The sequence below is a fragment of the Streptomyces sp. NPDC005393 genome (assembly GCF_040606675.1).
GTDB lineage: Bacteria > Actinomycetota > Actinomycetes > Streptomycetales > Streptomycetaceae > Streptomyces.
In genome coordinates, this window is record NZ_JBEXFG010000015.1 from 83,457 (window position 1) to 107,839 (window position 24,383).

Sequence of the window (24,383 nt, forward strand, 5' to 3'; positions counted from 1 at the left end):
GACACCTCCACGCACCAGGGCACATCTCCCCGTATTGGCACGGCAGCCGGGCGATCATGGCCGTAAACCGCCTTGAGCCGGTCATACGACACCACAGAGGGAGCCCCGATGGCGACAGACACCGGCCCCGCCGCCGGTCCGGTGTGGCTGCCGCGGCAGGGCCGGGTGGTCGTGGACTGGCTGACGACGACCGACCACAAGAAGATCGGCCATCTCTATCTGATCTCGTCCTTCGGCTTCTTCCTGGTCGGTGGCGTGCTGGCGCTGGTGATGCGCGCCGAACTGGCCCGCCCCGGCCTCCAGATCGTCTCGCAGGAGGAGTTCAACCAGGCGTTCACCCTGCATGGCACGATCATGCTGCTGCTGTTCGCGACCCCGGCGTTCTCGGGGTTCGCCAACGAGATCATGCCGTTGCAGATCGGTGCGCCGGACGTGGCCTTTCCGCGCCTCAATATGCTCTCGTACTGGCTGTATCTGTTCGGCGCGCTGCTGGTGGTGGGCGCTCTGGTCGTACCGGGGGGCGGCGCGGACTTCGGCTGGACCGCCTATGCCCCGCTCAACAGCGCGGTGCGCTCCCCCGGCATCGGCGCCGATATGTGGATCGTGGGCCTCGCGATGTCGGGCTTCGGCACGATCCTGGCCGCGGTGAACTTCCTGACGACCATCGTGACGATGCGCGCCCCGGGCATGACGATGTTCCGGATGCCGATCTTCACCTGGAACACCCTCTTCACCTCGATCATGGTCCTGATGGCGTTCCCGGTGCTCGCGGCGGCGCTGCTGGTACTGGAGGTGGACCGGCGGTACGGGTCGGTGGTCTTCGACGCCCGCTTCGGCGGGGCGCTGCTGTGGCAGCATCTCTTCTGGTTCTTCGGCCACCCCGAGGTCTACATCATCGCGCTGCCGTTCTTCGGCATCATCACCGAGATCATTCCGGTCTTCTCCCGTAAGCCGATCTTCGGCTACCTCACGCTGATCGGGGCGACGATGGCCATCACCGGGCTGTCGATGGTGGTGTGGGCGCACCACATGTTCGCGACGGGCGCCGTACTCCTGCCGTTCTTCTCCCTGATGTCGTTTCTGATCGCGGTGCCGACCGGGGTCAAGTTCTTCAACTGGATCGGCACCATGCTGGGCGGCTCGCTGTCGTTCGAGGCGCCGATGCTGTGGGCGGTCGGCTTTCTGGTGAGCTTTCTCTTCGGCGGGCTGACCGGCGTCATCCTGGCCTCACCGCCGCTCGACTTCCATGTCACCGACACCTACTTCGTCGTGGCCCACTTCCACTACGTGGTCTTCGGGACGGTCGTCTTCGCGATGTTCGCGGGGTTCTACTTCTGGTGGCCGAAGTTCACCGGGAAGCTGCTGGACGAGCGGCTGGCCAGGATCCACTTCTGGTCGCTGTTCGTCGGCTTCCACACCACCTTCCTGGTGCAGCACTGGCTGGGCGCGGAGGGGATGCCGCGCCGCTACGCCGACTATCTGGCCGCGGACGGCTTCACGGCGCTCAACACCATCTCCACGATCGGCGCCTTTCTGCTGGGCATCTCTAGCCTGCCGTTCCTCTACAACGTCTGGAAGACGGCCCAGTACGGCACGCGGGTCGAGGTCGAGGACCCCTGGGGGTTCGGCCGCTCCCTGGAGTGGGCGACCTCCTGTCCCCCGCCGCGCCACAACTTCGTGGCCCTGCCCAAGGTCCGCTCCGAGTCGCCCGCCTTCGATCTGCACCATCCGGAGGTGGCGATCGAGCAGGAGAAGGACCAGCAGCTGAAGCCGCACGGCTCGGTCAGCCCAGGGCCCGATCCAAGCGGTCCCTGATCCGCCGTATGTGGTCGTTCAGCTCGGCCGGCTCCCGCACCTCGAAGTCGAATCCGGCCAGCACGATATGGATCACCATCAGATCGAGGCTGTGCGCGCCGGTGCGCAGCAGACAGCTGTGCTCGTCGACCGCCTCCAGCACCCCCGCCGAGGGCGAGATCCGCTCGGCCGCCCGCTCCGCGGACACCCGCAGAAGGACGGTCGCCCGCTCGGCGTAGACGGCGGTGGACACGCCCCGGGAGACATAGGCCGCCAGATCGTCGGCGGGCGGGCGGCGCGGGGCGAAGAGGGGACCGTGCGGCGGGGTCGGGGTGATCCGGTCGGCCCGGTACGTGCGCCAGTCCGCCCGCTCCACGTCCCAGGCGACCAGATACCAGCGGCGCTGCGCGCAGACCAGCCGATGGGGCTCCGCGCTCCGGCGGCTGACCGCGCCGGCGTGGTCGCGGTAGGCGAAGCGCAGCCGGCGGCGGTCACGGCAGGCGTTCGCCAGCTCGGTCAGCACCGCCGGGTCCACCCCGGGGCCCGGGATCCCGCCGGCCATCGGCACGGTGAAGGAGCTCAGCGCGCTCACCCGGCGGCGCAGCCGGTCCGGCAGCACCTGCTCCAGCTTGGCGAGGGCGCGTACGGAGGTCTCCTCGATGCCCTCGACCCCGCCGCCCGCGGCCTGGCGCAGCCCCACCGCGACCGCCACCGCCTCCTCGTCGTCGAGCAGCAGCGGCGGCAGCTGGGCGCCCGCGCCCAGCTGATAGCCGCCGGCGGTGCCCGGGGCGGAATGCACGGGGTAGCCGAGCTCCCGCAGCCGGTCGATGTCGCGGCGCACGGTGCGCGGGGTCACCCCGAGCCGGTCGGCGAGGTCGGCGCCGGACCATTCCCGATGGGCCTGCAGCAGGGAGAGCAGACGGAGCAGACGGGCCGAGGTCTCCAACATGCGGTCGAGTCTGCCAGCCCTTGAGGACAGGAACTGTCCCCAAGGGTCCGTCGCGTTCGAGGTGATGGCCTCAGGCCGGCGCCTCTATGCGCACCACCAGATCGTTGTCGCCGGTGTAGTACGGACGCGCGTGTGCGGTCCCGTGCGGGGCGGAGACCTCGCGGGGCGGATAGGTGAAGATCTCCTTCTTGTCCGCGACGTCGTCCAGTATCCGGGCGAGCCGCGCCGGGACCGCGCCCTCGTCCGCCGGGCGGAGCCACAGGTCCCATACGTCCGCGCCGCCGCCCCAGCTCTCGGCGAGCTCGGCGTACGGGAGCGTGAAGGAGAACTCGGGGCCGTCCGACTCCAGCGGCGCCGTCCGCATGACGGACGGGTCGCGGCGGCAGCGGGCCTCGACGACCGCGTCGGCCAGCCAGTCGGAGGGGTACTCGACGCGGTAGAGCCTGCCCCGTACGGCCATCGTGCCGCCCTCGAGACGGATCTCCCCGGCCTCGGCGTGCGGGACCCGGCGCCAGCTGCGCAGCGAGAGGTTGCCGTGCTTGGTGGCGTACGGAATGCGGACGGACAGCGGCGAGGTGCTGGGGCCGGGCCGGCGGTCGACCAGGGAACGCAGATCGTTCAGGCCCGGGACGAGCCGCTGCGGTTCGGCGTCCCCGTACGCCACATGGACGTCCCAGCGGCCCTCGGGCAGCGCGACGGTGCTGGGCAGCGCGGCCTGGAGCCTGCCGTTGCCGGTGGGGCCCAGCGGCAGCCGTACCTCCCCGTCCGAGGTCTCCGCGCCCCGGCGGACCAGGACCAGCGCGCCGCTCCAGTCGTCGTGGCTCCCCGGTTGGGGCCGGGCCCAGTCGGAGATGTGGAAGGTGAGCCCACCGGCGGAATCCGCCACGCAGTCGGCGCGGGCCGGGGCCGCCTCGGTGGCATCACTCATGCTGTCCTCCTCGCATCCCGTCGCTGCTCCCGCTGTCGCGCTCCCGCTCGTGCTCATGCTCTGCTCACTTCATTCGCTTCTCCGCCCGCGCGGCGCAGAGGTGCGGCCATCGATGTCATCCGCGGCCCGGCGGCCGCGCGCGCGTCGCTCACGCGACCGCCTTCCGCAGTGAGTCCTGTGTGGTGAACGCGCCGCTGAGCAGGGTGCCGCGGGCCCGGTGCAGGGTGCCTCGCAGCCCACTGCGCGCGACCAGATCGGAGAAGAGCGACTCGTAACGCCCGGCCACGCGCGACGGATCGAAGCGGGCCGAGTCCTTCAGCGCCGCCTGTCCCATCTGCTGCCGCAGCTCGTCGTTGTTGATGAGGTCCAGCAGCGCGGCGGCTATGGCGTCCGCGTCGCCCGTGGGGACGAGCCGGCCGTCCACGCCATTGTCGATGATCTCGGCCGGTCCATGCGGGCAGTCGGTGGAAACCACGGGGAGGCCGCAGCGCATCGCCTCGACGATGGTCATGCCGAACGACTCCATGCTGGAGGTGACGGCGGCGATCGAGCCCTTGGCCCACTCGGGGTCGAGCGGATTGGCCGGGCCCATCAGATAGACATGGTTGTAGAGGCCGAGCTTGTCGATGAGCGCACGCAGCTTGGCGTGCTGGGCGCCGCCGCCGTAGATCCGCAGCCGCCAGTCCGGGCGGGCCGCGGTGACCTTGGCGAAGGCCCTTATCAGCAGGTCGTACCGTTTGACCGGGGCGAGCCGGCCGGCCGCGACGACCCATTTGCCGGTGCCGTCGGCGGGCTCCAGACCGGGCTCCGGCACGCTGTTGGGCACCGACTCGACCCGCACCCCCGGCAGCCGCATCCGGCGGCGGTAGGTCTCCGCGTCGGCCTCGGTCACGGTGGTCACCGCGTCCAGTCGCGGGTAGACGGCGCGCAGTGCCCGCTTCAGCCCGTTGGAGTGGGTGCTCAGCGTCAGATGCTCCTGGCCGACCCGCACCGGACCACGGCGCGCCTCACGGGCGATGTGGACATTGAGACCGGGCCGGGTGCCGACAACGATATCGGCATCCAGCCGGCGGAGATGGTCCGCGATACGGCGGTCGGTGAGCACGTTGTACTGCTTGTACCGGCCCTCGGTGGCCGGGAAGACCTTCGCCGGGCGGGCGTAGTCCGGGTCCGCGCCGTCGTAGGACGGGCTGCCCTTGCGAATGTCCACCAGATGGCTGATCCGCACGTTCGGGCCGGGGTCGAAGACCGGCCGGTCACGGTGGCGGAACACCGAAACGATCTCCACGTCGTGCTGCTCTCCCAGGGTGCGGGCGAGGTTGTACGTGGTCCGGATCGTCCCGCCGATCCCGTACGCGTTGTGAATCAGGAATGAGATGTGCATCCGTCCCCGTATCCCACTGCTTCCCCGCGGACGGGTGTCTCGTCCGCCTACCACGGAGTGAGACCGCGAAAGCGGTTGCGAGGTTGGGCGCCATCACCGTCTTGTTCCCCAACAGATGTGAAATCGGTAGCGAACTCAGGGAACTTACCCGCGAACTGACGCATCAGACCACGGGGCGGCCGGGGCGCGTGACCCCCGCCGTGCATGGCCCGTTGTGTACGTATGAGCCGGGAACCGCCCGGCACACGGACCAAGACCGAGGAGCCACCCGTGCCGCGCATGCTCGACGTCAGCGATGACGTACGCGCCGAGATCGGCGACGAAGAAGCCGACCGGCTGCTCGCCGGGGAGAACGCCCCGGGCGCCTACGACTGCACGTCCTGCCGCACCCCTGGCAACACCGACCAGGAGCGCACCAGCACCGTGCTCTTCGTGGGGCAGGAGACGGCGGTGCTCGCCTTCGCGCACGCCACCTGCGTCCCCTCCCAGGTCGTCCCGGTCTCCGAGGAGCAGCTGCGCGGCGCGGTGCGCTCCATCACGGGCGAGGACGCGGCGGCCCCGGCCGCCGAGGCACCGCCGCACGCACCTCCCGCCCCTCCCGCCCCTCCCGCCCCGCATGCCTCGCACACCCCGCAGCACGCCGCCCCGTCCGGCTACGCCCCGGCCCCGGCGCCCCAGCAGGCCGTGCTCGGCGTCACCAGCGGGGTGGTACTGGTCGGTGCGGAGGCGCGTCCGGCGCTGGTCGTCGAGCCGACGGCGCCGATCACCCGCCCCGGGATGGCCGGCCACGGCGACGACTTCCTGCCGCTCCTCACCGAGCAGGGCTTTCTGTCGGTCGTCGACCTCGGCCGGCCGCCCGCGCCGCTCCCCGGCTGGTCGGTGCTGCTGGCCATGGGGCAGCTGCACGCGGTGCTGATGCCGGCGGCGAACGGCGGCGCCCCGGTGGCCTGGTGGCAGGCGCACAGCCCGATGCCGCTGAGCGAGGGCTGGCGCAACGCCGTCGGCCGCTCCCAGCAGGTCATGGTCTACGCGGCGGCAGCGGGCACGATCGGCACCCAGCCGCGCGAGGACCAGCTGCGCGCGGCGCTGGACCGGGCCGCGGCGCGCGGCGCGCTGGTCGGCGCCTCGATGCCGCTCGCGGGCACCTGACGCCCATGGCCGCCACCGTCCCGGGGCCGCCCCCGGGCCTCACGCACCTCCCACAAGCAGCCCATTCGCCACCGATGCCGCATCCGACGGGCGGCCGGGTCGTTGGCACATACGTGCACGCATACGACCTCCCCTACCGTTCCCCCTCATACGGCTACATTCCGGCCATGCGCCCCGCGCCGGAGGCATCTCCCGATCATTGGCGGCACTCCGCCACGCCGATCTACGACGCGCTGTACGCGGAGTACCGGCGGCTGTTCCGGGCGCTGCCCGGCGACCGTTCGGACGAGGAGGATATGGGGTTCGTCGCGTTCAGCGCCATCGGCCAGCCCCGGGGGCTGACCAGCGGCGGCCATGGCCGTACGAGCGGCTACGGCGGGGGGTGGGACACCGGCGGGCTGTACTACCGCACCTACCTCCCCGCCCTGCCGCCGGGCCAGCGCGACGGGCGGGGACACGACTACTAGACGGTGTCCCAGGGGCGCTGAACCCTCGGCTGGGGGCACCTCCCAGCGGTAGCTGGGGGCGAGCCGAAGGGGCGCGCCGAATGGCCGTACGAGCGGCTACGGCGGGGGGTGGGACACCGGCGGGCTGTACTACCGCACCTACCTCCCCGCCCTGCCGCCGGGCCAGCGCGACGGGCGGGGACACGACTACTAGACGGTGTCCCAGGGGCGCTGAACCCTCGGCTGGGGGCACCTCCCAGCGGTAGCTGGGGGCGAGCCGAAGGGGCGCGCCGCTGTCGAAAGGGAGAACGCGCGAAGGCCCCGAGGGCTGCGATCGACATGCGGCTACCGCCGCGCGAGGGGCCGAGCACGATCGACCGTCGACAGGGGGCGCCCCCGGCCGAAAGGCTGGGGGAGGCTCATAGCGCCCCGGAGGCGAACCGAGCCCCGAATAAGGGGGGCCGCTACTTCTTGCGGCCGCGCTTCTCGCGCACCCGCACCGAGATCTGCAGGGGCGTCCCCGCGAAGCCGAACTCCTCGCGCAGCCGCCGCTCGATGAAGCGGCGGTAGCCCGCCTCCAGGAAGCCCGACGCGAAGAGGACGAACCGCGGCGGCCGGGTCCCGGCCTGCGTCCCGAAGAGGATGCGGGGCTGCTTGCCACCGCGGACCGGATGCGGATGGGAGGCGACGATCTCCCCGAGGAAGGAGTTCAGCCGCCCGGTCGGGACCCGGGTCTCCCAGCCGGCCAGCGCCGTCTCGATCGCCGGGACGAGCTTCTCCATATGGCGGCCGGTGCGCGCCGAGACATTGACCCGCGGCGCCCACTGGATCTGCGCGAGCTCCGTCTCGATCTCGCGCTCCAGGTAGTAGCGGCGCTCCTCGTCGAGGGTGTCCCACTTGTTGAACGCGACGACGAGCGCGCGCCCGGCCTCCACGGCCATCGAGATGATCCGCTGGTCCTGGACGCTGATGGACTCGGTCGTGTCGATCAGGACGACTGCGACCTCGGCCTTCTCCACGGCGGCGGCGGTGCGCAGCGAGGCGTAGTAGTCGGCACCCTCCTGGAGGTGGACCCGGCGGCGGATACCGGCGGTGTCCACGAACTTCCAGGTGACGCCGCCGAGTTCGATCAGCTCGTCGACCGGGTCACGGGTGGTGCCCGCCACCTCGTTGACGACCACCCGCTCCTCGCCCGCGACCTTGTTCAGCAGCGAGGACTTGCCGACGTTGGGACGGCCGATGAGCGCGATCCGGCGCGGTCCGCCGACCGTCGCGCCGAAGGTCTGGGCCGGGGCCTCGGGCAGCGCCTCCAGCACGGCGTCGAGCATGTCGCCGGTGCCGCGGCCGTGCAGCGCCGAGACCGGGTAGGGCTCGCCGAGGCCGAGCGACCACAGCATCGCGGCGTCCGCCTCACCGCTGGGCCCGTCGACCTTGTTGGCGCACAGCACGACGGGCTTTCCGGCCCGGCGCAACAGCTTGACCACGGCCTCGTCGGTGTCGGTGGCGCCCACCGTCGCGTCCACCACGAAGACCACGGCGTCGGCGGCCTCGATGGCGAACTCGGCCTGCGCGGCCACGGACGCGTCGATGCCGAGCACGTCCTGTTCCCAGCCGCCGGTGTCGACCACCTTGAAGCGGCGGCCCGACCACTCGGCCTCGTAGCTCACCCGGTCACGGGTGACGCCGGGCTTGTCCTCCACGACCGCCTCCCGGCGGCCGAGGATGCGGTTCACCAGGGTCGACTTGCCGACATTCGGGCGGCCGACGACGGCCAGCACCGGCAGCGGTCCGTGCCCCGCCGCGGCGAGGTCCCCCTCGACCTGTTCCAGGTCGAAGCCCTCTTGCGCGGCAAGCTCCATGAACTCCGCGTACTCGGCGTCGCCAAGCTCTCCGTGTTCGTCGGCGCCGCTGTGAATCTGGTCGTCCATGAAGATGTCCTCGTCGTCCTTCAATGCCCCGGGCCCGTTATGGGCTCGCGGCGCTCATGTCTCGTCTCGGCGGCCGGTCAGCCGCCTGGCGGTCCCCAGGTGCGCGCCCAGCCGCTTCTGGATGCGCTCGGTCGCCGCATCCAGGGCCGCCCGTGTCCGCCGGCCGCTGCCGTCCCCCGCCTCGAAGGCGTCCCCGAAGACCACATCGATCCGGCTGCGCAGCCGCGGCACCGCCTTGGCCTGTCCGTTCGCGCGCCGCTGCTCGGCCGTGCCGAGCACGGCCACCGGCACGATCGGCGCACCGGACCGTACGGCGAAGTACGCGAGCCCGGCGCGCAGCGACGCGAAGTCGCCCTCGCCGCGGGTGCCCTCCGGGAAGATCCCCAGCACCCCGCCGCGCTCCAGCACGCCCAGCGCACTGGAGATCGCGGCCCGGTCGGCGCTCGTACGGTCCACCTTCAGCTGCCCGATCCCGCGCAGGAACGGGTCCAGCGGACCGATGAACGCCTCCTTCTTGACCAGGAAGTGCACCGGCCGCGGCGAGGTGCCGATCAGCATCGGGCCGTCGATGTTGTGGGAGTGGTTCCCCGCGAGGATGACGGGCCCGGTGGACGGAATCCGCCAGGCGCCCAGCACCCGCGGCTTCCACAGCCCGTACATCAGGCCGATGCCGATCCGGCGCCCCACCGCGGCACCGGCCGGGGTGGGCTGCGAGTCGGTCGTGGCGGCGCTCACCCGGCGGTCCGCTTCTCCTCGACCAAGGTGACCACGCACTCGATGACCTGGTCGAGGGTGAGTTCGGTGGTGTCCACCTCGACCGCGTCGTCCGCCTTGGCGAGCGGCGAGGCCTTGCGGCCCGAGTCGAGCGCGTCCCGCTTGGCGAGCGCGGCCTGCGTGGCGGCCAGGTCGGCGGCGTCCGTGCCCTTGAGCTCCCCGCTGCGGCGGGCGGCCCGCACCTCGGCGGAGGCGGTCAGGAAGATCTTGAGGTCGGCGTCCGGGAGCACGGTGGTGCCGATGTCCCGGCCCTCGACGACGATGCCGCGCGGCGCCTCGGCGGCGATGGTCCGCTGCAGCTCGGTGATCCGCTCCCGCACCTCGGGGACCGCGCTGACCGCGCTGACCCGCGAGGTGACCTCCTGGGTGCGGATCGGCCCGGAGACATCGATGCCGTCGACAGAGATCGTCGGGGCGGCCGGGTCGGTGCCGGAGACGATGGCCGGCTTGGCGGCGGCGTCGGCCACGGCGACGGCGTCCTCGACGTCGATGCCGTTGTTCACCATCCACCAGGTGATCGCCCGGTACTGGGCGCCGGTGTCCAGGTAGCCGAGGCCGAGCTTGGCGGCGACGGCCTTCGAGGTACTGGACTTGCCCGTGCCTGCGGGGCCGTCGATCGCGACAATCACTGCTGCCGGGGCGGTCCGGGCGGCGGTTTCCACGGTGACAGACACCTTTCGTATGCACGGGGCGGGAATGAACGGAGCTTGTGGAGCCCCGCACAAGGTTACTGGTTCAAACGACCACCCCGGACAGCCGCCGGACCGTGATCACTGCCCGATGGACCAGCCACGAGCCTCCCCGCACCTGGCCACCCTCGCACCGCTCGGCGCCGGGGCGCCTCCGGGCTTCGGACGGCTGCGTCGGACTCCGTCCGCCGGTCCGGGTCACTGCCGGATGGACCAGCCACGCTCGCGCAGGGCCTTGGTCAGGCCGGGGGCCGCGGTGGGGTCGACCATCAGCTGGATCAGGCCCGCCTGCTGGCCGGTGGCGTGCTCGATCCGTACGTCCTCGATGTTGACGCCCACCCGGCCCGCGTCGGCGAAGATCCGGGCCAGCTCGCCCGGCTGGTCGCCGATGAGCACCGTCACCGTCTCGTAGGCGGCCGAGGCGGCGCCGTGCTTGCCCGGCACCCGCTCGCGCCCGGCGTTCCCGCGGCGCAGCACGTCCTCGATACCGGACGCGCCACCGCTGCGCTTGGCCTCGTCGGCGGACTGGAGGCCGCGCAGCGCCCGTACCGTCTCGGCGAGGTCGGCGGCGACCTCCGCGAGCACATCGGCGACCGGGCCGGGGTTGGCGGACAGGATGTCGATCCACATCGCGGGGTCGGAGGCCGCGATGCGGGTGACATCGCGGATGCCCTGCCCGCACAGCCGTACCGCCGTCTCGTCGGCGCCCTGCAGCCGCGCCGCGACCATGCTGGACAGCAGATGCGGGGTGTGCGAGACGAGGGCCACGGCGCGGTCGTGGGCGTCGTCGTCCATCACCACCGGTACGGCGCGGCACAGCGCGACGAGCTCGAGTGCGAGGTTGAGCACCTCGGTGTCGGTGCCGGCCGTGGGTGTGAGCACCCACGGCCGGCCCTCGAAGAGGTCGGCGGTGGCGGCCAGCGGCCCGGAGCGCTCGCGGCCCGCCATCGGATGCGTACCGATGTAGCGGGTCAGATCGCAGCCGAGCGCCTCCAGCTCACGGCGCGGGCCGCCCTTGACGCTCGCGACGTCCAGACAGCCGCGCGCGACGCCGCGGCGCATCACATCGGCCACCGTCCGGGCCACGTACGCCGGCGGTACGGCGACGATCGCCAGGTCCACGGGCCCGTCGGGCTCCTCCTGGGTACCGGCGCCGAGGGCCTCGGCGGTCCGGGCCTGGTCCACATCGTGGTCGGCGAGATGGACATGGACCCCGCGGCCGGCCAGGGCCAGGGCGGCGGAGGTGCCGATCAGGCCGGTGCCGATGACGAGCGCGGTTCTCATTGGGCGATGTCCTTGCGGAGGGATGCGGCGGCCCCCAGGTAGACATGGGCCACATCGGACTTGGGCAGGCCGGTCTCGACATGCGCCAGGATGCGCACGACCCGTGGCATGGCCCCGTCGATGTCCAGCTCCTGTGCGCAGATCAGCGGTACGTCGGTGATGCCGAGCTTGCGCGCGGCGACCGCGGGGAAGTCGCTGTGCAGATCGGGGGTGGCCGTAAACCAGACGCTGATGAGATCGTCCGGTTCGAGGCCGTTGCGCTCCAGGATGGCGGTCAGCAGCTCGGCGACCTGCTCATGCATATGCTGCGGTTCGTCCCGCTCCAGCTGGACTGCCCCGCGGACCGCTCGTACCGCCACGTCTGTGCTCCCCTGCGCATACTCGCCTGTGTCGCTGTCGCCGCGGCACCGTTCCCCGCCGCGCTCACGATCAGCCTAACGAGCGGGCCGGGCGCGCTCGCGCGGCGACCGCAGGGCGAGACGGGGCGGAACGGGGCGGCGGCGCCGAGCCGTCAGAGCTCGACCTCGCGCATGAGCATGCCGACCTCGGTGTTGGTCAACCGGCGCAGCCAGCCGGACTTCTGGTCGCCGAGCGGGATCGGACCGAAGGACGTACGCACCAGCTTGTCGACCGGGAAGCCGGCCTCGGCGAGCATGCGCCGCACGATGTGCTTGCGGCCCTCGTGCAGGGTCACCTCGACCAGATAGTTCTTGCCGGTGTTCTGGACGACCCTGAAGTGGTCGGCGCGGGCGTAGCCGTCCTCCAGCTCGATGCCGTTCTTGAGCTGCTTGCCGAGGTCGCGCGGGAGCGGGCCCTGGATCGCGGCGAGATAGGTCTTCTTGACGCCGTAGCGGGGGTGGGTGAGGCGGTGGGCCAGCTCACCGTGGTTGGTGAGCAGGATGATGCCCTCGGTCTCGGTGTCGAGGCGGCCGACGTGGAAGAGCCGGGTCTCGCGGTTGGTGACGTAGTCGCCCAGGCACTGGCGGCCGTCGGGGTCTTCCATGGTGGAGACGACACCGGCGGGCTTGTTCAGCGCGAAGAAGAGGTACGACTGGGTGGCGACGGTCAGCCCGTCGACCTTGATCTCGTCCTTCTCGGGGTCGACGCGCAGCCCCTGCTCGGTGACGATCTTGCCGTTGACCTCGACCCGGGCCTGGTCGATGAGGTCCTCACAGGCGCGGCGCGAACCCATACCGGCGCGGGCCAGCACCTTCTGGAGCCGCTCGCCCTCCTGCTCGCCGAAGGTCTTCGGCAGCTTGATCTGGGGCTTGTTGTGACGGGCCCGGTTCCGCTCCTCTATCTGCGCCTCGTACTCGCGCGGACGGGCCGGGGGGCTCGGCTTACGGCCGCGGCCGCCGGCCTTGGGGGCGCCGGCCTTGGGGGCGCCGGCCTTGGGACCACCCTTGGGGCCGCCCTTGGGGCCGCTCTTCGGGCCGTCGCTCTTCGGGCCGCCGCCCACGTCGTAGCGGCGCTCCTCGGGGCGGGGGCGGCCCGTGCGCTTCTGCTTGTCGTCGCGCCCGCTGCCCGCGCCTCGGGGGTTCTGCCTACCGCTGCTGCTGCCCCTGCTGTTCCTGCCGCTGCTTCGCATCAAGTTTCCGTCTGAGAGTGGCCGCTGTCGGCTCGGTGTTCTACGTCGTCGTACGCGTCATCGGTGTCGATGACGGCTCGATCGAACGACGGCACGCCTTCCTGGGACTCGCCCTCGACCGCCTCCGCCTCGGGGAGGAACGGCGCGAGCTCCGGAAGCTCGTCCAGACCCCGCAGGCCCATCCGCTCCAGAAAGTAGTTCGTCGTCCTGTACAGGATCGCACCTGTTTCGGGTTCCGTGCCCGCCTCCTCGATCAGCCCGCGCTGGAGGAGGGTCCGCATCACGCCGTCACAGTTGACACCGCGGACGGCCGAGACTCGGGAACGGCTGACCGGCTGACGGTACGCGACCACCGCCAGGGTTTCCAAAGCGGCCTGGGTGAGCCGGGCCTGCTGGCCGTCCAGGACGAATCCCTCGACGGCGGCGGCGTACGCGGGGCGGGTGTAGTAGCGCCAGCCGCCCGCGATCAGCCGCAGCTCGAAGCCGCGGCCCTGGGTCGCGTACTCGTCGGCCAGCTCGCGCAGCGCGTCCGCGACGGCGCGGCGCGGCCGGTCCAGGACCTTGGCGAGATGCTCCTCGGTGGCGGGCTCGTCGACGACCATGAGGACGGCTTCCAGGGCGGGTTTGAGCTCCAGCTCGGCGACCTCGAAAGCCCCGGCGGATGTCCGCTGCTCGCTCAACTCCGTACCTCCTCCTTCTCCTTCTGCTCGGGTGGCGGCGCGGCCTCCTGGTCGAACTCGTCGGTGACCAGCGGCTGCCGCCCCTCCTCGCCCGTCCAGCGCACCATGAGCGAGCCGAGCGCCTCCGGCTGGTCGAGCAGGACCGCGCGCTCCCGGTAGAGCTCCAGCAGCGCCAGGAAGCGCGCGACGACCGTAAGGAGGTCGGGGGCGTCCTCGGTGAGCGTGCGGAAGCTGGCCTCCCCCAGCTCCCGCAGCCGCGCGACAACCACCTCGGCCTGCTCACGGACGCTGACCAGGGGGGCGTGGATGTGGTCGACGTACACCTGCGGCTTGGGCTTGGGCTGCATCGCCTTCACTGCCAGTTTGGCGAACCCCTCGGCGCCGATGCTGATCACGACGTCGGGCAGCAGGTCGGCGTGGTGCGGTTCCAGGCCCACCGTACGGGGGTGGCGGGCGGCCTCGGCGATCAGCCGGTCGTTGAAGATGTCCGCGATCCGCTTGTACGCGCGGTACTGGAGGAGGCGGGCGAAGAGCAGGTCGCGGGCCTCCAGCAGCGCGAGATCGGCCTCGTCCTCGACCTCGGCGGCGGGCAGCAGCCGGGCTGCCTTGAGATCGAGCAGGGTCGCGGCGACGACAAGGAACTCGGTGGTCTGGTCGAGGTCCCAGTCCGGTCCCATGGCCCGGATGTACGTCATGAACTCGTCGGTGACCTTGGACAGGGCGACCTCGGTGACGTCCAGCTTGTGCTTGGAGATCAGCTGCAGGAGCAGATCGAAGGGCCCCTCGAAGTTGTCCAGCCGCACGGTGAACCGGTTGCCGCCGCCGTCCGCCGCGCCCTCACCCTGGGCCTCGCCGTCCGCCGCGGCCTCCAGCGCCCCGCTGACGGCCTCCTCGGCCCCGGCCCCGGCCTCCGGTGGCTCCTCGGGCGGCGCGGGCCGTACGGGCCCTTCTGGCGCCTCCTCGGCCCGCGCATGCGCGGGGTCGGGCTCGGGCGCGGGCTGCGGCACCGGCTGAGGCGCGGGCGCGGGCTGGGCCGCCGACTCCCCTGCGAGTACGGGTGCAGGTGCGGGCACCGGCTCCGGTGCGGCCTGGGGCACCGACTCCGGCTCGGGCGCGGGTGCCGGCGCCGGCTCAGGTGCCAGCTCCGGCTCAGGTGCCGGCTCGGTCGCGGGCTGCGGCACCGGCTGAGGCGCGGGCGCGGGCTGGGCCGCCGACTCCCCTGCGAGTACGGGTGCCGGCGCCGGCGCCGGTGTCAGCTCCGGCTCAGGTGCCGGCTCGGTCGCGGGCTGCGGCACCGGCTGAGGCGCCGGCTCGGTCGCGGGCTGGGCCGCCGACTCCCCTGCGAGTACGGGTGCAGGTGCGGGCACCGGCTCCGGTGCGGCCTGGGGCACCGACTCCGGCTCGGGCGCGGGTGCCGGCGCCGGCTCAGGTGCCAGCTCCGGCTCAGGTGCCGGCTCGGTCGCGGGCTGCGGCACCGGCTGAGGCGCGGGCTCGGGCGCGGGCTGGGCCGCCGACTCCCCTGCGGATGCGGGTGCGGGTGCGGGTACGGACACCGGCTCCGGTGCGGCCTGGGGCACCGGCACCGGCTCGGGCGCGGGTGCCGGCTCCGGCTCGGGTGCCGGCTCTGTCGCGGGCTGGGGCACCGGCTGAGGCGCGGGCTGGGCCGCCGACTCCCCTGCGGGTACGGGTGCGGGTGCGGGTACGGACACCGGCTCCGGTGCGGGCTGGGGCACCAGCTCCGGCTCGGGCGCGGGTGCCGGCTGAGGCTCCGGGGCCGTCCCGGCCTCGGCCTCCGGCCGACCCTCCCCCGCGGCGACCGGACCCGCGCCGGGGCCGCGCCCCAGGGTGCGGCGGGGCGGGCGGGGCGGTGGGGCGTCGTTCGTCGGCATCGCGGTCCAGGGTGCTCAGGGCCGGGCGGGGCAGCCCGTCTGACCGGGCAGGCTATCGCCCGGCCCGGTCAGCGGCCGCGCAGGCGGCGCACCAGGATGCTCGCGTCGCCGCGCGACTCGAGGTCGGCGAGGACGACCGCGACCGCCTCGCGGACGATCCGGCCGCGGTCGACCGCGAGGCCGTGTTCGCCGCGCAGCACCAGACGCGCGTGCTCGAGGTCCATCAGCTCCTCGGCCGAGACATAGACCGTGATCTTCTCGTCGTGGCGCTCACGGCCGCTGGGCCGGCGGTTCGCCGCGCGGGCGCGGCGGCGGGCCGCACCGGACTGCTCGGCCGCGACCGAACCGCTCTGGGGCTGGCGGCCCTTGGACCGCTCCCCCGCCGCCGCGGGGTGCCGCTCGCCGGCCGCGTCCTGATGGGCGGCCGCCTCCCGTCCCGGGTGTTCGGCGGCGCCGGACTGCTCCGCGTCCGCGCGCTGCTCCTGCCCGTCGTGCGCATCGGCGGCCGGATCCGGCTCGCCGGCCGGGGCGGGCACCCGGGGCGCCTCGCCGTTCGCCTGGCGGCGACCGGACGCGGGAGAGGAGGACTGGAGTCCCATCCCTCCCGTGGTGCGGAACAGTTCGTCGGCGCCCGGCAGACTCACTCGGCGTGACACCGGGCGAGCACCTCCCTGGCGAGCTGGCGGTAGGCGGCGGCACCGACGGAGTTGGACGCGTACGTGGTGATCGGCTCGCCCGCGACCGTGGTCTCGGGGAAGCGGACCGTACGGCCGATGACCGTGTGGTAGACGTGCTCGTCGAACGCCTCGACCACGCGGGCGAGGACCTCACGGCTGTGCACGGTGCGTGAGTCGTACATCGTGGCGAGGATGCCGTCGAGCTCCAGGTCGGGGTTGAGCCGCTCCTGGACCTTCTCGATCGTCTCCGTGAGCAACGCCACACCGCGCAGCGCGAAGAACTCGCACTCGAGCGGCACGATCACCTTGTGCGCCGCGGTGAGCGCGTTGACGGTGAGCAGGCCGAGCGAGGGCTGGCAGTCGATGACGACGTAGTCGTAGTCGGCCATCAGCGGCTTGAGCGCCCGCTGTAGGGTCGACTCCCGCGCGACCTCGCTGACCAGCTGAACCTCGGCGGCCGACAAGTCGATATTGCTGGGAAGCAGGTCCATATTGGGCACGGCCGTCTTCAGCAGCACCTCGTCGGCCGACATGCCCCGCTCCATGAGCAGGTTGTAGACCGTGAGGTCGAGCTCCATCGGGTTGACCCCGAGGCCGACCGAGAGGGCGCCCTGCGGGTCGAAGTCGACCAGCAGGACCCGGCGGCCGTACTCGGCGAGGGCCGCGCCCAGGTTGATGGTGGAGGTGGTCTTGCCGACGCCGCCCTTTTGGTTGCACATCGCGATGATCTTCGCGGGGCCGTGGTCGGTCAGCGGTCCCGGGATCGGGAAGTACGGCAGCGGCCGCCCGGTCGGGCCGATGCGCTCGCGCCGCTGGCGGGCCGCGTCGGGCGCGAGGGTGGCCGCGTATTCGGGGTCGGGCTCGTACTCCGCGTCCGGGTCGTAGAAGTGCCCGTCGGGGAGGTCGTCGTAGTCGGCGAGGCGGGCGGGATCGTTGCCCCCCCGGTCGCCGGCCATGGCGTTCACGTGATGGCCGTCCATGCTGTGGCTCTGGTGGGCTGTCGTCATGCTCTGGCGGGTTGCGAAGGTGCGGACAGCGACGGAGCCGACAGCCTCGAGCCCCGAGGGACCCTGGCCCCGCGCAGCCGTTCCTGGTTGACCACCCCCGGGAGAAAATGTCGACTCATTCACAAGTCGTCCTACCTCCTTGGTGACCAGGAAATTTCTCGATAGGTCAGCGTGACACCATGCCGACGGTTGGCGACTCTATGGCGTGTCGGCGGTCCGCAGCAACACAATCCACCGGACACGGCACGATGTGTCGGCAATCGAACGCCCCTGTGTCAAGGGCGTGTGAACGGCGCCACGGAGCTTTCACCACCCCATAAAGCGTCTGAATAGTTACCTTTAGGGGGAGTTGGCTCGGCGGTGAGCGGCCCCCGATCCGGGGCACAGCGGACACACCCGCGGCCGGGTCCCGCCCTTCGGCAAGGCCCGGCCGGATGCCCGGTGTTGACCTGGTGTTGACGGTCCTGGTTGACCGCCCGTGTTGACTGCCCGGCCGGACTCAGCCGATCAGCGAGCTCAGTTCGACGGCGGGCATGTCGTGCGCCTCGGCGACCGGGCCGTAGACGACCTGGCCCTCATGAGTGTTGAGCCCCTTGGCCAGCGCGGCGTCCCGGCGCAGCGCCTCCCGCCAGCCGCGGTTGGCCAGCTCCACGATGTACGGCAGCGTGGCGTTGGTGAGCGCGTGGGTGGAGGTGTTCGGCACCGCGCCCGGCATGTTGGCGACGCAGTAGAAGACCGAGTTGTGCACCGTGAAGGTCGGCTCGGCGTGGGTGGTGGGACGGGAGTCCTCGAAGCAGCCGCCCTGGTCGATCGCGATGTCGACAAGGACACTTCCCGGCTTCATCCGGGACACCAACTCGTTGGTGACCAGCTTCGGCGCCTTGGCACCGGGGATGAGCACCGCGCCGATCACGAGGTCGGCGTCGAGGACGGCCTTCTCCAGCTCGAAGGCGTTGGAGGCGATGGTCTGCACGCGGTTGCCGAAGATCCTGTCGGCCTCGCGGAGCTTGTTGATGTCCCGGTCGAGCAGGGTGACATGGAAGCCCATGCCGGTGGCGATCTGCGCGGCGTTCCAGCCGGAGACGCCGCCGCCGATGACGACCGCGCGGGCGGCGGCCACACCGGGCACCCCGGCGGGCAGCACGCCCCGGCCGCCGGCCGAGCGCATCAGGTGGTACGCGCCGACCTGCGGGGCGATCCGGCCCGCGACCTCGGACATGGGCGCGAGCAGCGGCAGCGCACGGCTCGCGGTCTCGACGGTCTCGTAGGCGATGGCGGTGGTGCCGGACTCCAGCAGCGCGTCCGTGCACGGCCGGGAGGCGGCGAGGTGGAGGTAGGTGAAGAGCGTCTGGCCCTTGCGCAGGCGGTGGTACTCCTCCGCGATGGGCTCCTTGACCTTCAGCACCAGGTCGGCGGCGGCCCAGACCTCGTCGGCGGCATCGAGGATGCGCGCACCGGCGGCGGTGTACTCCGCGTCCGGGATGGAGGAGCCGAGGCCCGCGCTCCGCTCCACGAAGACCTCGTGGCCGTTGCGGACCAACTCATGCACGCCGGCGGGGGTGATGGCCACGCGGAACTCGTTGTTCTTGACCTCGCGGGGGATACCGACCTTCACGTCGATCACGGTCCTTGAATGGGGGAAAGGAATAGAGCGTCCCAGTCGGGACACTCCCGACCATAAGCAGGCAAAACGAAGAACGTCCGCATGCCGGAGACGACCGCAACAATCACGGTACAGCCAGTCTAATGAAGGACGTCGCACTGTCTAGCCTTGCAATGCATCAATCTTTCACGAGACCACTACTGATTTCGTAGGTGAGCCCGGCTCCCTTCATTGCCCCGGGGTGACGTACCCGTGTCCTCGGCCCCGATCCGCTCCGCCGCGCGCCGCAGCGAGCGCGCCACCGCCGGGTCGCCGCCGAGCCGGTCCATCGCGTCCGCGGCGTGCAGCGACAGCTCGGCGTGCAGCCGTGCGTCCCCGCATCCCCGGGCGGCCGCAGCCGCCTCCGCCCAGGTGCGCAAGGCCTCCCCCGTCCGCCCTGTCTGCTCCTGGGCGCGGGCCGTGCCGCCCAGCGCCCGTGCGTATCCCGGCAGGTCGTCCGCGCGGCGGCAGGCGGCCGCGGCGGCGCGCCAGTCGCGCAGCGCCTCGCCCCACTGCCCGGCGTATCCGTGGACGGTGGCGAGCCGCGCGTACAGCCGGGCGCCCGCGGGCAGATCGCGGCGGCTCAGCGGCGGCTCCAGGGCCCGCCCGTACCAGTCGGCCGCCCGGTGCCAGTCCTCGAGCTCCTGATAGGTGGCGCCGATGGACTCCAGCGCGCGCCCGGTCGTATACGGATCGCCCGCCGCGCGCGCCGCCTCCAGCGCGCCCTTGTAGCGGTCCAGCGCCTGGTCCACCCGGCCCGCGCGGCCGTCCAGATCGCCCAGGTTCAGCAGCGCCGCCGCCCGCTCCACCGGCAGATCGCGGCGCCGGGCCACATCCAGCACCAGCTGATGCAGCCCGTACAGCTCGGGAGCCGCGCCCTCGGGGCCCCGGTGGGCGGTGAGCGCGTGGGTCAGTGCGGCCACCAGACGCCGGGCCAGGGTGTCGAGTTCACCGGTCTCGACGGCCAGCCGGGCGGCCTCCAGCAGCACCGGAAGCCGCGCCTCCAGCCAGTCGGCGGCGGCCGACGACGACGGAAACCGCAGCCACTTCGGCATCTCGGCCAGCTTTTTCCGGGCCGGCGACCCGGCCGGCTCGGTCACCAGCCGGCATGCGTGCAGCCGCCGTACGGTGCGCTCCAGCATCCGCGCCCGCGCCAGCTCCGCCTCCGCCGGGCGCTCCACGGTCCGCAGCAGCTCGCGCAGCAGCGGGTCGAGACAGCCGGGCACCTGGTAATGGCCCGCCTCGCGCGGGCGCAGCATCCCGTACCCGGCGAAGCCCTCCAGCGCCGCCTCGCCGTCCTCGACCGAGCAGCCGGCCAGTGCGGAGGCGGTGTGCGCGTCGGCCGATCCGGCTGGCGCGAGCGACAGCAGCCGCAGCATCCGGGCGGCGGGCGGGGGCAGCGCTGCGTACGCCAGCCGGAACGCGCGGGCCAGCGGCCGAGCGCCCTGGTCCCCCTCACCGGCGGACGGGGGCAGTTCGCGCAGCCGCGCCACCACATCGGCGACGGACGCCTGGGGGCGCGCGGCGAGCCAGCCGCCGACCAGGACGAGCGCGGCGGGCTGGCCCGCGCACTCCTCGACCAGGGACTGCGCGGCCACCGGGTCGCAGGTGATCCGGGTGGGACCGGCGTACTGCGCCAGCAGCCCCACCGCCGCGCTCACATCGAGCCCCCCGACCGTGCACGGCCGTACGTCCGGCACCCCGGTCAGCGGGCCGCGGGAGACCGCGACGACCAGGCAGCCGGGCTCGTCGGGGAGCAGCGCGTCCACCTGCTCGGCCCCGGCCACGTCGTCGAGCAGCAGCAGCACACGCTTGCCGTCGAGGGTGTCACGCAGCGTGTCGCTCAGCTCGTCCTCGTCCGCCCCGGGTGGGGCGGTCACCCCGAGCCGGCCGAGCAGGTCGCGGGCGGTGCGCTCGGTGGGGACGGGGTCGCCGGCGGAGGTCATCAGCCGCGCGCTCAGCACGCCGTCGGGGTAGTCGTCCGCCAGCCGCCGGGCCAGCTCCTCGGCCAGCGCGGTACGGCCCCAGCCGGGGCGGCCGGCGATCAGCAGCACCCGGCTGCGGGCGGCCTTGCGGCCGGCGAGCGTGTCCAGCCCGGCGCGGTCGATATCGGCCCGCAGCGACAGCAGCTCCCGCCGCCGCCCCGCGAACCCCTGCCCCACGGCGGCCGCCGCCGCGAACAGCACCGCCCGGGTGGCCCCGCTCCACACCCCGCCGTCCTGGGCCGGGGTCCTGGCCGCGGCGGGCTGAGGTTCCCGGGCCTCGCGGGCCCTGGCCGGGCCCGGGACGGTGTCCGGGGCGGGCGTGGCGCTCGGGGGGCGCTGCCCCGGCGGGGTCCCGCTCGCCGCGCGGGGCGCGGCGGCCGGTGGGTGGCCGGAGGAGGGCGAAGCGGGCGTGGCGGGCGGCGACTGCCGCTTCCGGGAGGCCGCCGGCTCCCCATCGGTGTCGACCGCCTGCTCCGCCACGGGCCCACTCCCGTCCACCTGCGCGTACGAGCCCGCCGCGGGTGCGGTCGGGGTGTTGCGGCTCAGCTCGCCTCCAGGGCGCTCAAGCCTCCCCCGACCTTCGGCCGGGGGTGCCCCCCTGTCGACGGTCGACCGTGCTCGGCCCCTCGCGCGGTGGTAGCCGCATATGGATCGCAGCCCTCGGGGTCTGCGCGCGCTCTCCCTTTCGACAGCGGCGCGCCCCTTCGGCTCCCTACGAGCGTAGTTCACTCCGCGTCAGCTCCCCGGCACTCGCGGCCGACGGCGCGGAGCGAAAATCACCCCATCGGATCCACCGATGTTCACAGGATCGGCCCCTCCGGCGTACGAGGGGCGCGGTCCGGGGGCGGAGCCCCGGCCCCCGTTACGCCTCGAAGGGGCGGGCCGGCCAGGGGGCGTCTGCGGGGCGGAGGGCGTCGAGGCCGTCGCCGGACAGGGCGGCGTGGGCCGCCAGGACGCCGACCGCGAGGCAGTTGTTGTGCAGGTCGCCCGCGAGGACGCCGCGCACCAGCTCCTCCAGGGGGACGCGGGCGAGCTCCATGTCGGCCTCCTCCTCGGAGACCTCGAAGCGCTCGCCCTCGACCGCCGAGACCTCCCGCGCCAGGAAGATCCGTACGGCCTCGTCGCAGCCGCCCGGCGAGGTGTAGACATCGACGAGGACACGCCAGTCCTCGGCCTTGACGTGCGCCTCCTCGTACAGCTCCCGCTGGGCCGCGTGCAGCGGGTTCTCGCCGGGGATGTCGAGCAGACCGGCCGGGATCTCCCACAGCCGGTGGCGCACCGGGTGGCGGTACTGGCACAGCACGATGACGCGCCCGTCCTCGTCGAGGGTGAGGACGGCGACGGAGCCGGGGTGGACCTGGTAGTCGCGCGTGACCCGGCTGCCGTCGGGCATGACCACCTCGTCGGTGCGCACGCTCGTCTTGTTGCCGGTGAACGGCGTGGCGGTGGCGGTGACCGGCCACTCCTCGGGGGTGTCCTGGATGCCCATGCTTGCCTCAGCGTCCTTTCGATGCGGTTGCCGGGGCGCGGGCCGCGCAGGCCGCCCGCCCCCCGTCAACCGTAGCGGTCAGGCGCCGGCGCCCCGCTTCTGACCAGCGGTCTGTCGCTCGACTGCCGCCTTGATCAGGCCCGCGAAGAGCGGGTGCGGACGGGTGGGCCGGGAGCGCAGCTCGGGGTGGGACTGGGTGCCGACCAGATACGGGTGCACCTCGCGCGGGTACTCGACGTACTCGACCAGCTTGTTGTCGGGGGAGGTTCCGGAGAAGACGATTCCGGCCTTCTTCTCCAGCTCGCCGCGGTAGGAGTTGTTGACCTCGTAGCGGTGGCGGTGGCGCTCCTCGACGTACGGCTGGTTGTCGTAGACCTCGCGGACGATCGAGCCCTCGGCGAGCTTGGCCGGGTACATGCCCAGCCGCATGGTGCCGCCCATGTCGCCCTCTCCCGCCACGATGTCGAGCTGCTCGGCCATGGTGGAGATCACCGGGTCGGTGGTGGCCGGTTCGAACTCGGTGGAGTTGGCTCCCTCGATGCCCGCGAGGTTACGCGCGGCCTCGATGACGATGCACTGGAGGCCGAGGCAGAGGCCGAGCAGCGGGATCCTGTTCTCCCGGGCGTAGGTGATCGCGCCGACCTTGCCGATCACGCCCCGGTCGCCGAAGCCGCCGGGGATGCAGACCGCGTCGACGCCTTCGAGCTGCTGCCGGGCGCCGGCCGCGGTCTTGCAGTCGTCCGAGGTGACCCACTTGATCTTGACGCGGGCGTTGTTGGCGAAGCCGCCCGCGCGCAGCGCCTCGGTGACGGACAGATAGGCGTCGGGCAGGTCGATGTACTTGCCGACGAGCGCGACGGTGACCTCGTGGTCGGGATGGTGGACCCGCTTCAGCAGGTCGGCCCACTGGGTCCAGTCCACATCGCGGAAGGGCAGGTCCAGCTTGCGGACGACATAGGCGTCCAGGCCCTCCGAGTGCAGCACCTTCGGGATGTCGTAGATCGACTTGGCGTCGATGGCGGCGACCACCGCCGCGTCGTCCACATCGCACATCAGCGAGACCTTGCGCTTGATGGAGGTGGGCACCTCGCGGTCGGCTCGCAGCACGATCGCGTCCGGCTGGATACCGATGTTGCGCAGCGCGGCGACGGAGTGCTGGGTGGGCTTGGTCTTCAGCTCACCGGACGGGCCGATGTAGGGCAGCAGGGAGATGTGCACCACAAAGACGTTGTCCCGGCCGACCTCGTGGCGGACCTGGCGCACGGCCTCCAGGAAGGGCAGCGACTCGATGTCGCCAACGGTGCCGCCGACCTCGGTGATGACGACGTCCACGTCGTCGGTGGCCATGCGGCGGATGCGGTGCTTGATCTCGTTGGTGATATGCGGGATGACCTGCACGGTGTCGCCGAGGTACTCACCGCGCCTCTCCTTGGCGATCACGGTGGAGTAGACCTGGCCGGTGGTCACGTTGGCCGAGCCGTCGAGGTCGACGTCGAGGAACCGCTCGTAGTGGCCGATGTCCAGGTCGGTCTCGGCGCCGTCGTTGGTGACGAACACCTCACCGTGCTGGAAGGGGTTCATGGTGCCCGGGTCCACGTTCAGATACGGGTCGAGCTTCTGCATGGTGACGCGCAGACCGCGCGCCTTCAGCAGAGCACCCAGGCTGGAGGCGGTCAGGCCCTTGCCGAGTGAGGAAGCAACACCCCCGGTGACGAAGAGGTGCTTGGTCGTCATGGGCTTAGCGGCAATGGCCAAGAGGGGGCTCCCGTGGTCGCGTGGTGAGGATGCGGTCCGGCAGCTGCCCCGGAAATTCGGGGGCGCCGTCGCTGAGGTTCGGGGGTTTTGCGCCCGCCGCTCCACGGGCTACCAGGGTATCAGTGCCCCGGGGCGCCCGCTGCTGGCCATGTCCGCGCCATCGCGCGGACGCCCGTCTCCGCAGTCACCCGGACACCTTGCGTGACCTGGCCACCCGATCGGCCGTGAGATGCGAGCCACGATGTGGACTGGCTCAAGCGGATCACTGTTCTCCGTCGTATCCTTCGTCGGACGCACGCATGCGAGCCACCCCGGCACGGCACCACCAGCACGCCCGCGGTACAAG

At 72.3% G+C, this 24,383-nt stretch carries 20 protein-coding genes; 3 read left to right on the forward strand and 17 right to left on the reverse strand.

All coding sequences use genetic code 11. The features are described from left to right. The first annotated feature begins 108 nt into the window (after positions 1 to 108). Complete coding sequence (gene ctaD / locus ABZS71_RS15650) at positions 109 to 1,815, forward strand: cytochrome c oxidase subunit I (protein ID WP_355859853.1); 1,707 nt, start codon at positions 109 to 111, stop codon at positions 1,813 to 1,815. On the opposite strand, the gene ABZS71_RS15655 is transcribed toward ctaD, so the two are convergent. The 3 genes from ABZS71_RS15655 to ABZS71_RS15665 all read right to left on the reverse strand — a co-directional run bounded on the left by ABZS71_RS15655 (position 1,784) and on the right by ABZS71_RS15665 (position 5,055). Next, positions 1,784 to 2,743 (reverse strand): YafY family protein, encoded by a 960-nt coding sequence (locus ABZS71_RS15655; RefSeq protein ID WP_355859851.1) that lies wholly within the window; start codon positions 2,741 to 2,743, stop codon positions 1,784 to 1,786. The two genes, ctaD and ABZS71_RS15655, sit on opposite strands and share 32 nt — an antisense overlap. Positions 2,744 to 2,813: 70 nt before the next feature. Beyond that, positions 2,814 to 3,671, reverse strand: a complete 858-nt coding sequence (locus ABZS71_RS15660) for a hypothetical protein (RefSeq protein ID WP_356210405.1) — start codon at positions 3,669 to 3,671, stop codon at positions 2,814 to 2,816. A 148-nt stretch (positions 3,672 to 3,819) separates the two neighbouring features. Further along, complete coding sequence (locus ABZS71_RS15665) at positions 3,820 to 5,055, reverse strand: glycosyltransferase family 4 protein (protein WP_356210407.1); 1,236 nt, start codon at positions 5,053 to 5,055, stop codon at positions 3,820 to 3,822. A 270-nt stretch (positions 5,056 to 5,325) separates the two neighbouring features. Between ABZS71_RS15665 and ABZS71_RS15670 the strand changes: the two genes are divergently transcribed. Both ABZS71_RS15670 and ABZS71_RS15675 read left to right on the forward strand, forming a co-directional pair. Continuing rightward, positions 5,326 to 6,204 carry a hypothetical protein gene (locus ABZS71_RS15670; protein ID WP_356210409.1) on the forward strand — a complete coding sequence of 293 codons (879 nt, stop codon included), beginning with the start codon at positions 5,326 to 5,328 and terminating at the stop codon, positions 6,202 to 6,204. A gap of 167 nt (positions 6,205 to 6,371) precedes the next feature. Further along, the gene (locus ABZS71_RS15675; RefSeq protein ID WP_355859845.1) at positions 6,372 to 6,671 is read left to right on the forward strand and encodes a hypothetical protein; all 300 of its coding nucleotides are present in this window, start codon (positions 6,372 to 6,374) and stop codon (positions 6,669 to 6,671) included. A 443-nt stretch (positions 6,672 to 7,114) separates the two neighbouring features. On the opposite strand, the gene der is transcribed toward ABZS71_RS15675, so the two are convergent. From der to ABZS71_RS15745, 14 genes are all read right to left on the reverse strand, one after another. Then, on the reverse strand, positions 7,115 to 8,578 hold the full coding sequence (gene der / locus ABZS71_RS15680) for a ribosome biogenesis GTPase Der (RefSeq protein WP_355859843.1): 1,464 nt from the start codon (positions 8,576 to 8,578) through the stop codon (positions 7,115 to 7,117). Between the two features lie 54 nt (positions 8,579 to 8,632). Further along, entirely contained in the window at positions 8,633 to 9,313 is a 681-nt protein-coding gene (locus ABZS71_RS15685) for a lysophospholipid acyltransferase family protein (protein ID WP_355859841.1), read from the reverse strand. Then, the gene (gene cmk / locus ABZS71_RS15690; RefSeq protein ID WP_355859839.1) at positions 9,310 to 10,026 is read right to left on the reverse strand and encodes a (d)CMP kinase; all 717 of its coding nucleotides are present in this window, start codon (positions 10,024 to 10,026) and stop codon (positions 9,310 to 9,312) included. Before cmk ends, ABZS71_RS15685 begins: the two co-directional genes overlap by 4 nt. A 213-nt stretch (positions 10,027 to 10,239) precedes the next feature. Next, positions 10,240 to 11,325: a prephenate dehydrogenase gene (locus tag ABZS71_RS15695; protein WP_356210411.1), complete on the reverse strand. Its 1,086-nt coding sequence runs from the start codon at positions 11,323 to 11,325 to the stop codon at positions 10,240 to 10,242. Then, complete coding sequence (gene aroH, locus ABZS71_RS15700) at positions 11,322 to 11,684, reverse strand: chorismate mutase (protein ID WP_356210415.1); 363 nt, start codon at positions 11,682 to 11,684, stop codon at positions 11,322 to 11,324. The genes ABZS71_RS15695 and aroH overlap by 4 nt, the downstream gene beginning before the upstream one ends. A gap of 152 nt (positions 11,685 to 11,836) precedes the next feature. Then, positions 11,837 to 12,913 (reverse strand): pseudouridine synthase, encoded by a 1,077-nt coding sequence (locus ABZS71_RS15705; protein ID WP_356210417.1) that lies wholly within the window; start codon positions 12,911 to 12,913, stop codon positions 11,837 to 11,839. Next, positions 12,913 to 13,593 (reverse strand): SMC-Scp complex subunit ScpB, encoded by a 681-nt coding sequence (gene scpB, locus ABZS71_RS15710; RefSeq protein ID WP_355859831.1) that lies wholly within the window; start codon positions 13,591 to 13,593, stop codon positions 12,913 to 12,915. Before scpB ends, ABZS71_RS15705 begins: the two co-directional genes overlap by 1 nt. After that, the gene (locus ABZS71_RS15715; RefSeq protein ID WP_356210419.1) at positions 13,590 to 14,960 is read right to left on the reverse strand and encodes a segregation/condensation protein A; all 1,371 of its coding nucleotides are present in this window, start codon (positions 14,958 to 14,960) and stop codon (positions 13,590 to 13,592) included. The genes scpB and ABZS71_RS15715 overlap by 4 nt, the downstream gene beginning before the upstream one ends. Before the next feature lie 590 nt (positions 14,961 to 15,550). Beyond that, the gene (locus tag ABZS71_RS15720) at positions 15,551 to 16,138 is read right to left on the reverse strand and encodes a hypothetical protein (protein ID WP_356210422.1); all 588 of its coding nucleotides are present in this window, start codon (positions 16,136 to 16,138) and stop codon (positions 15,551 to 15,553) included. Further along, entirely contained in the window at positions 16,123 to 17,289 is a 1,167-nt protein-coding gene (locus tag ABZS71_RS15725; RefSeq protein ID WP_355860644.1) for a ParA family protein, read from the reverse strand. The genes ABZS71_RS15720 and ABZS71_RS15725 overlap by 16 nt, the downstream gene beginning before the upstream one ends. Positions 17,290 to 17,665: 376 nt before the next feature. Next, complete coding sequence (gene ald / locus ABZS71_RS15730) at positions 17,666 to 18,781, reverse strand: alanine dehydrogenase (protein ID WP_355859431.1); 1,116 nt, start codon at positions 18,779 to 18,781, stop codon at positions 17,666 to 17,668. Positions 18,782 to 18,966: 185 nt separating this feature from the next. Then, the gene (locus ABZS71_RS15735) at positions 18,967 to 21,018 is read right to left on the reverse strand and encodes a tetratricopeptide repeat protein (protein ID WP_356210475.1); all 2,052 of its coding nucleotides are present in this window, start codon (positions 21,016 to 21,018) and stop codon (positions 18,967 to 18,969) included. Positions 21,019 to 21,655: 637 nt separating this feature from the next. After that, positions 21,656 to 22,282 (reverse strand): NUDIX hydrolase, encoded by a 627-nt coding sequence (locus tag ABZS71_RS15740; RefSeq protein ID WP_355859407.1) that lies wholly within the window; start codon positions 22,280 to 22,282, stop codon positions 21,656 to 21,658. A 78-nt stretch (positions 22,283 to 22,360) separates the two neighbouring features. Next, positions 22,361 to 24,016, reverse strand: coding sequence for a CTP synthase (locus ABZS71_RS15745; RefSeq protein ID WP_356210425.1), 1,656 nt, complete (start codon positions 24,014 to 24,016; stop codon positions 22,361 to 22,363). Positions 24,017 to 24,383 lie beyond the last annotated feature (367 nt).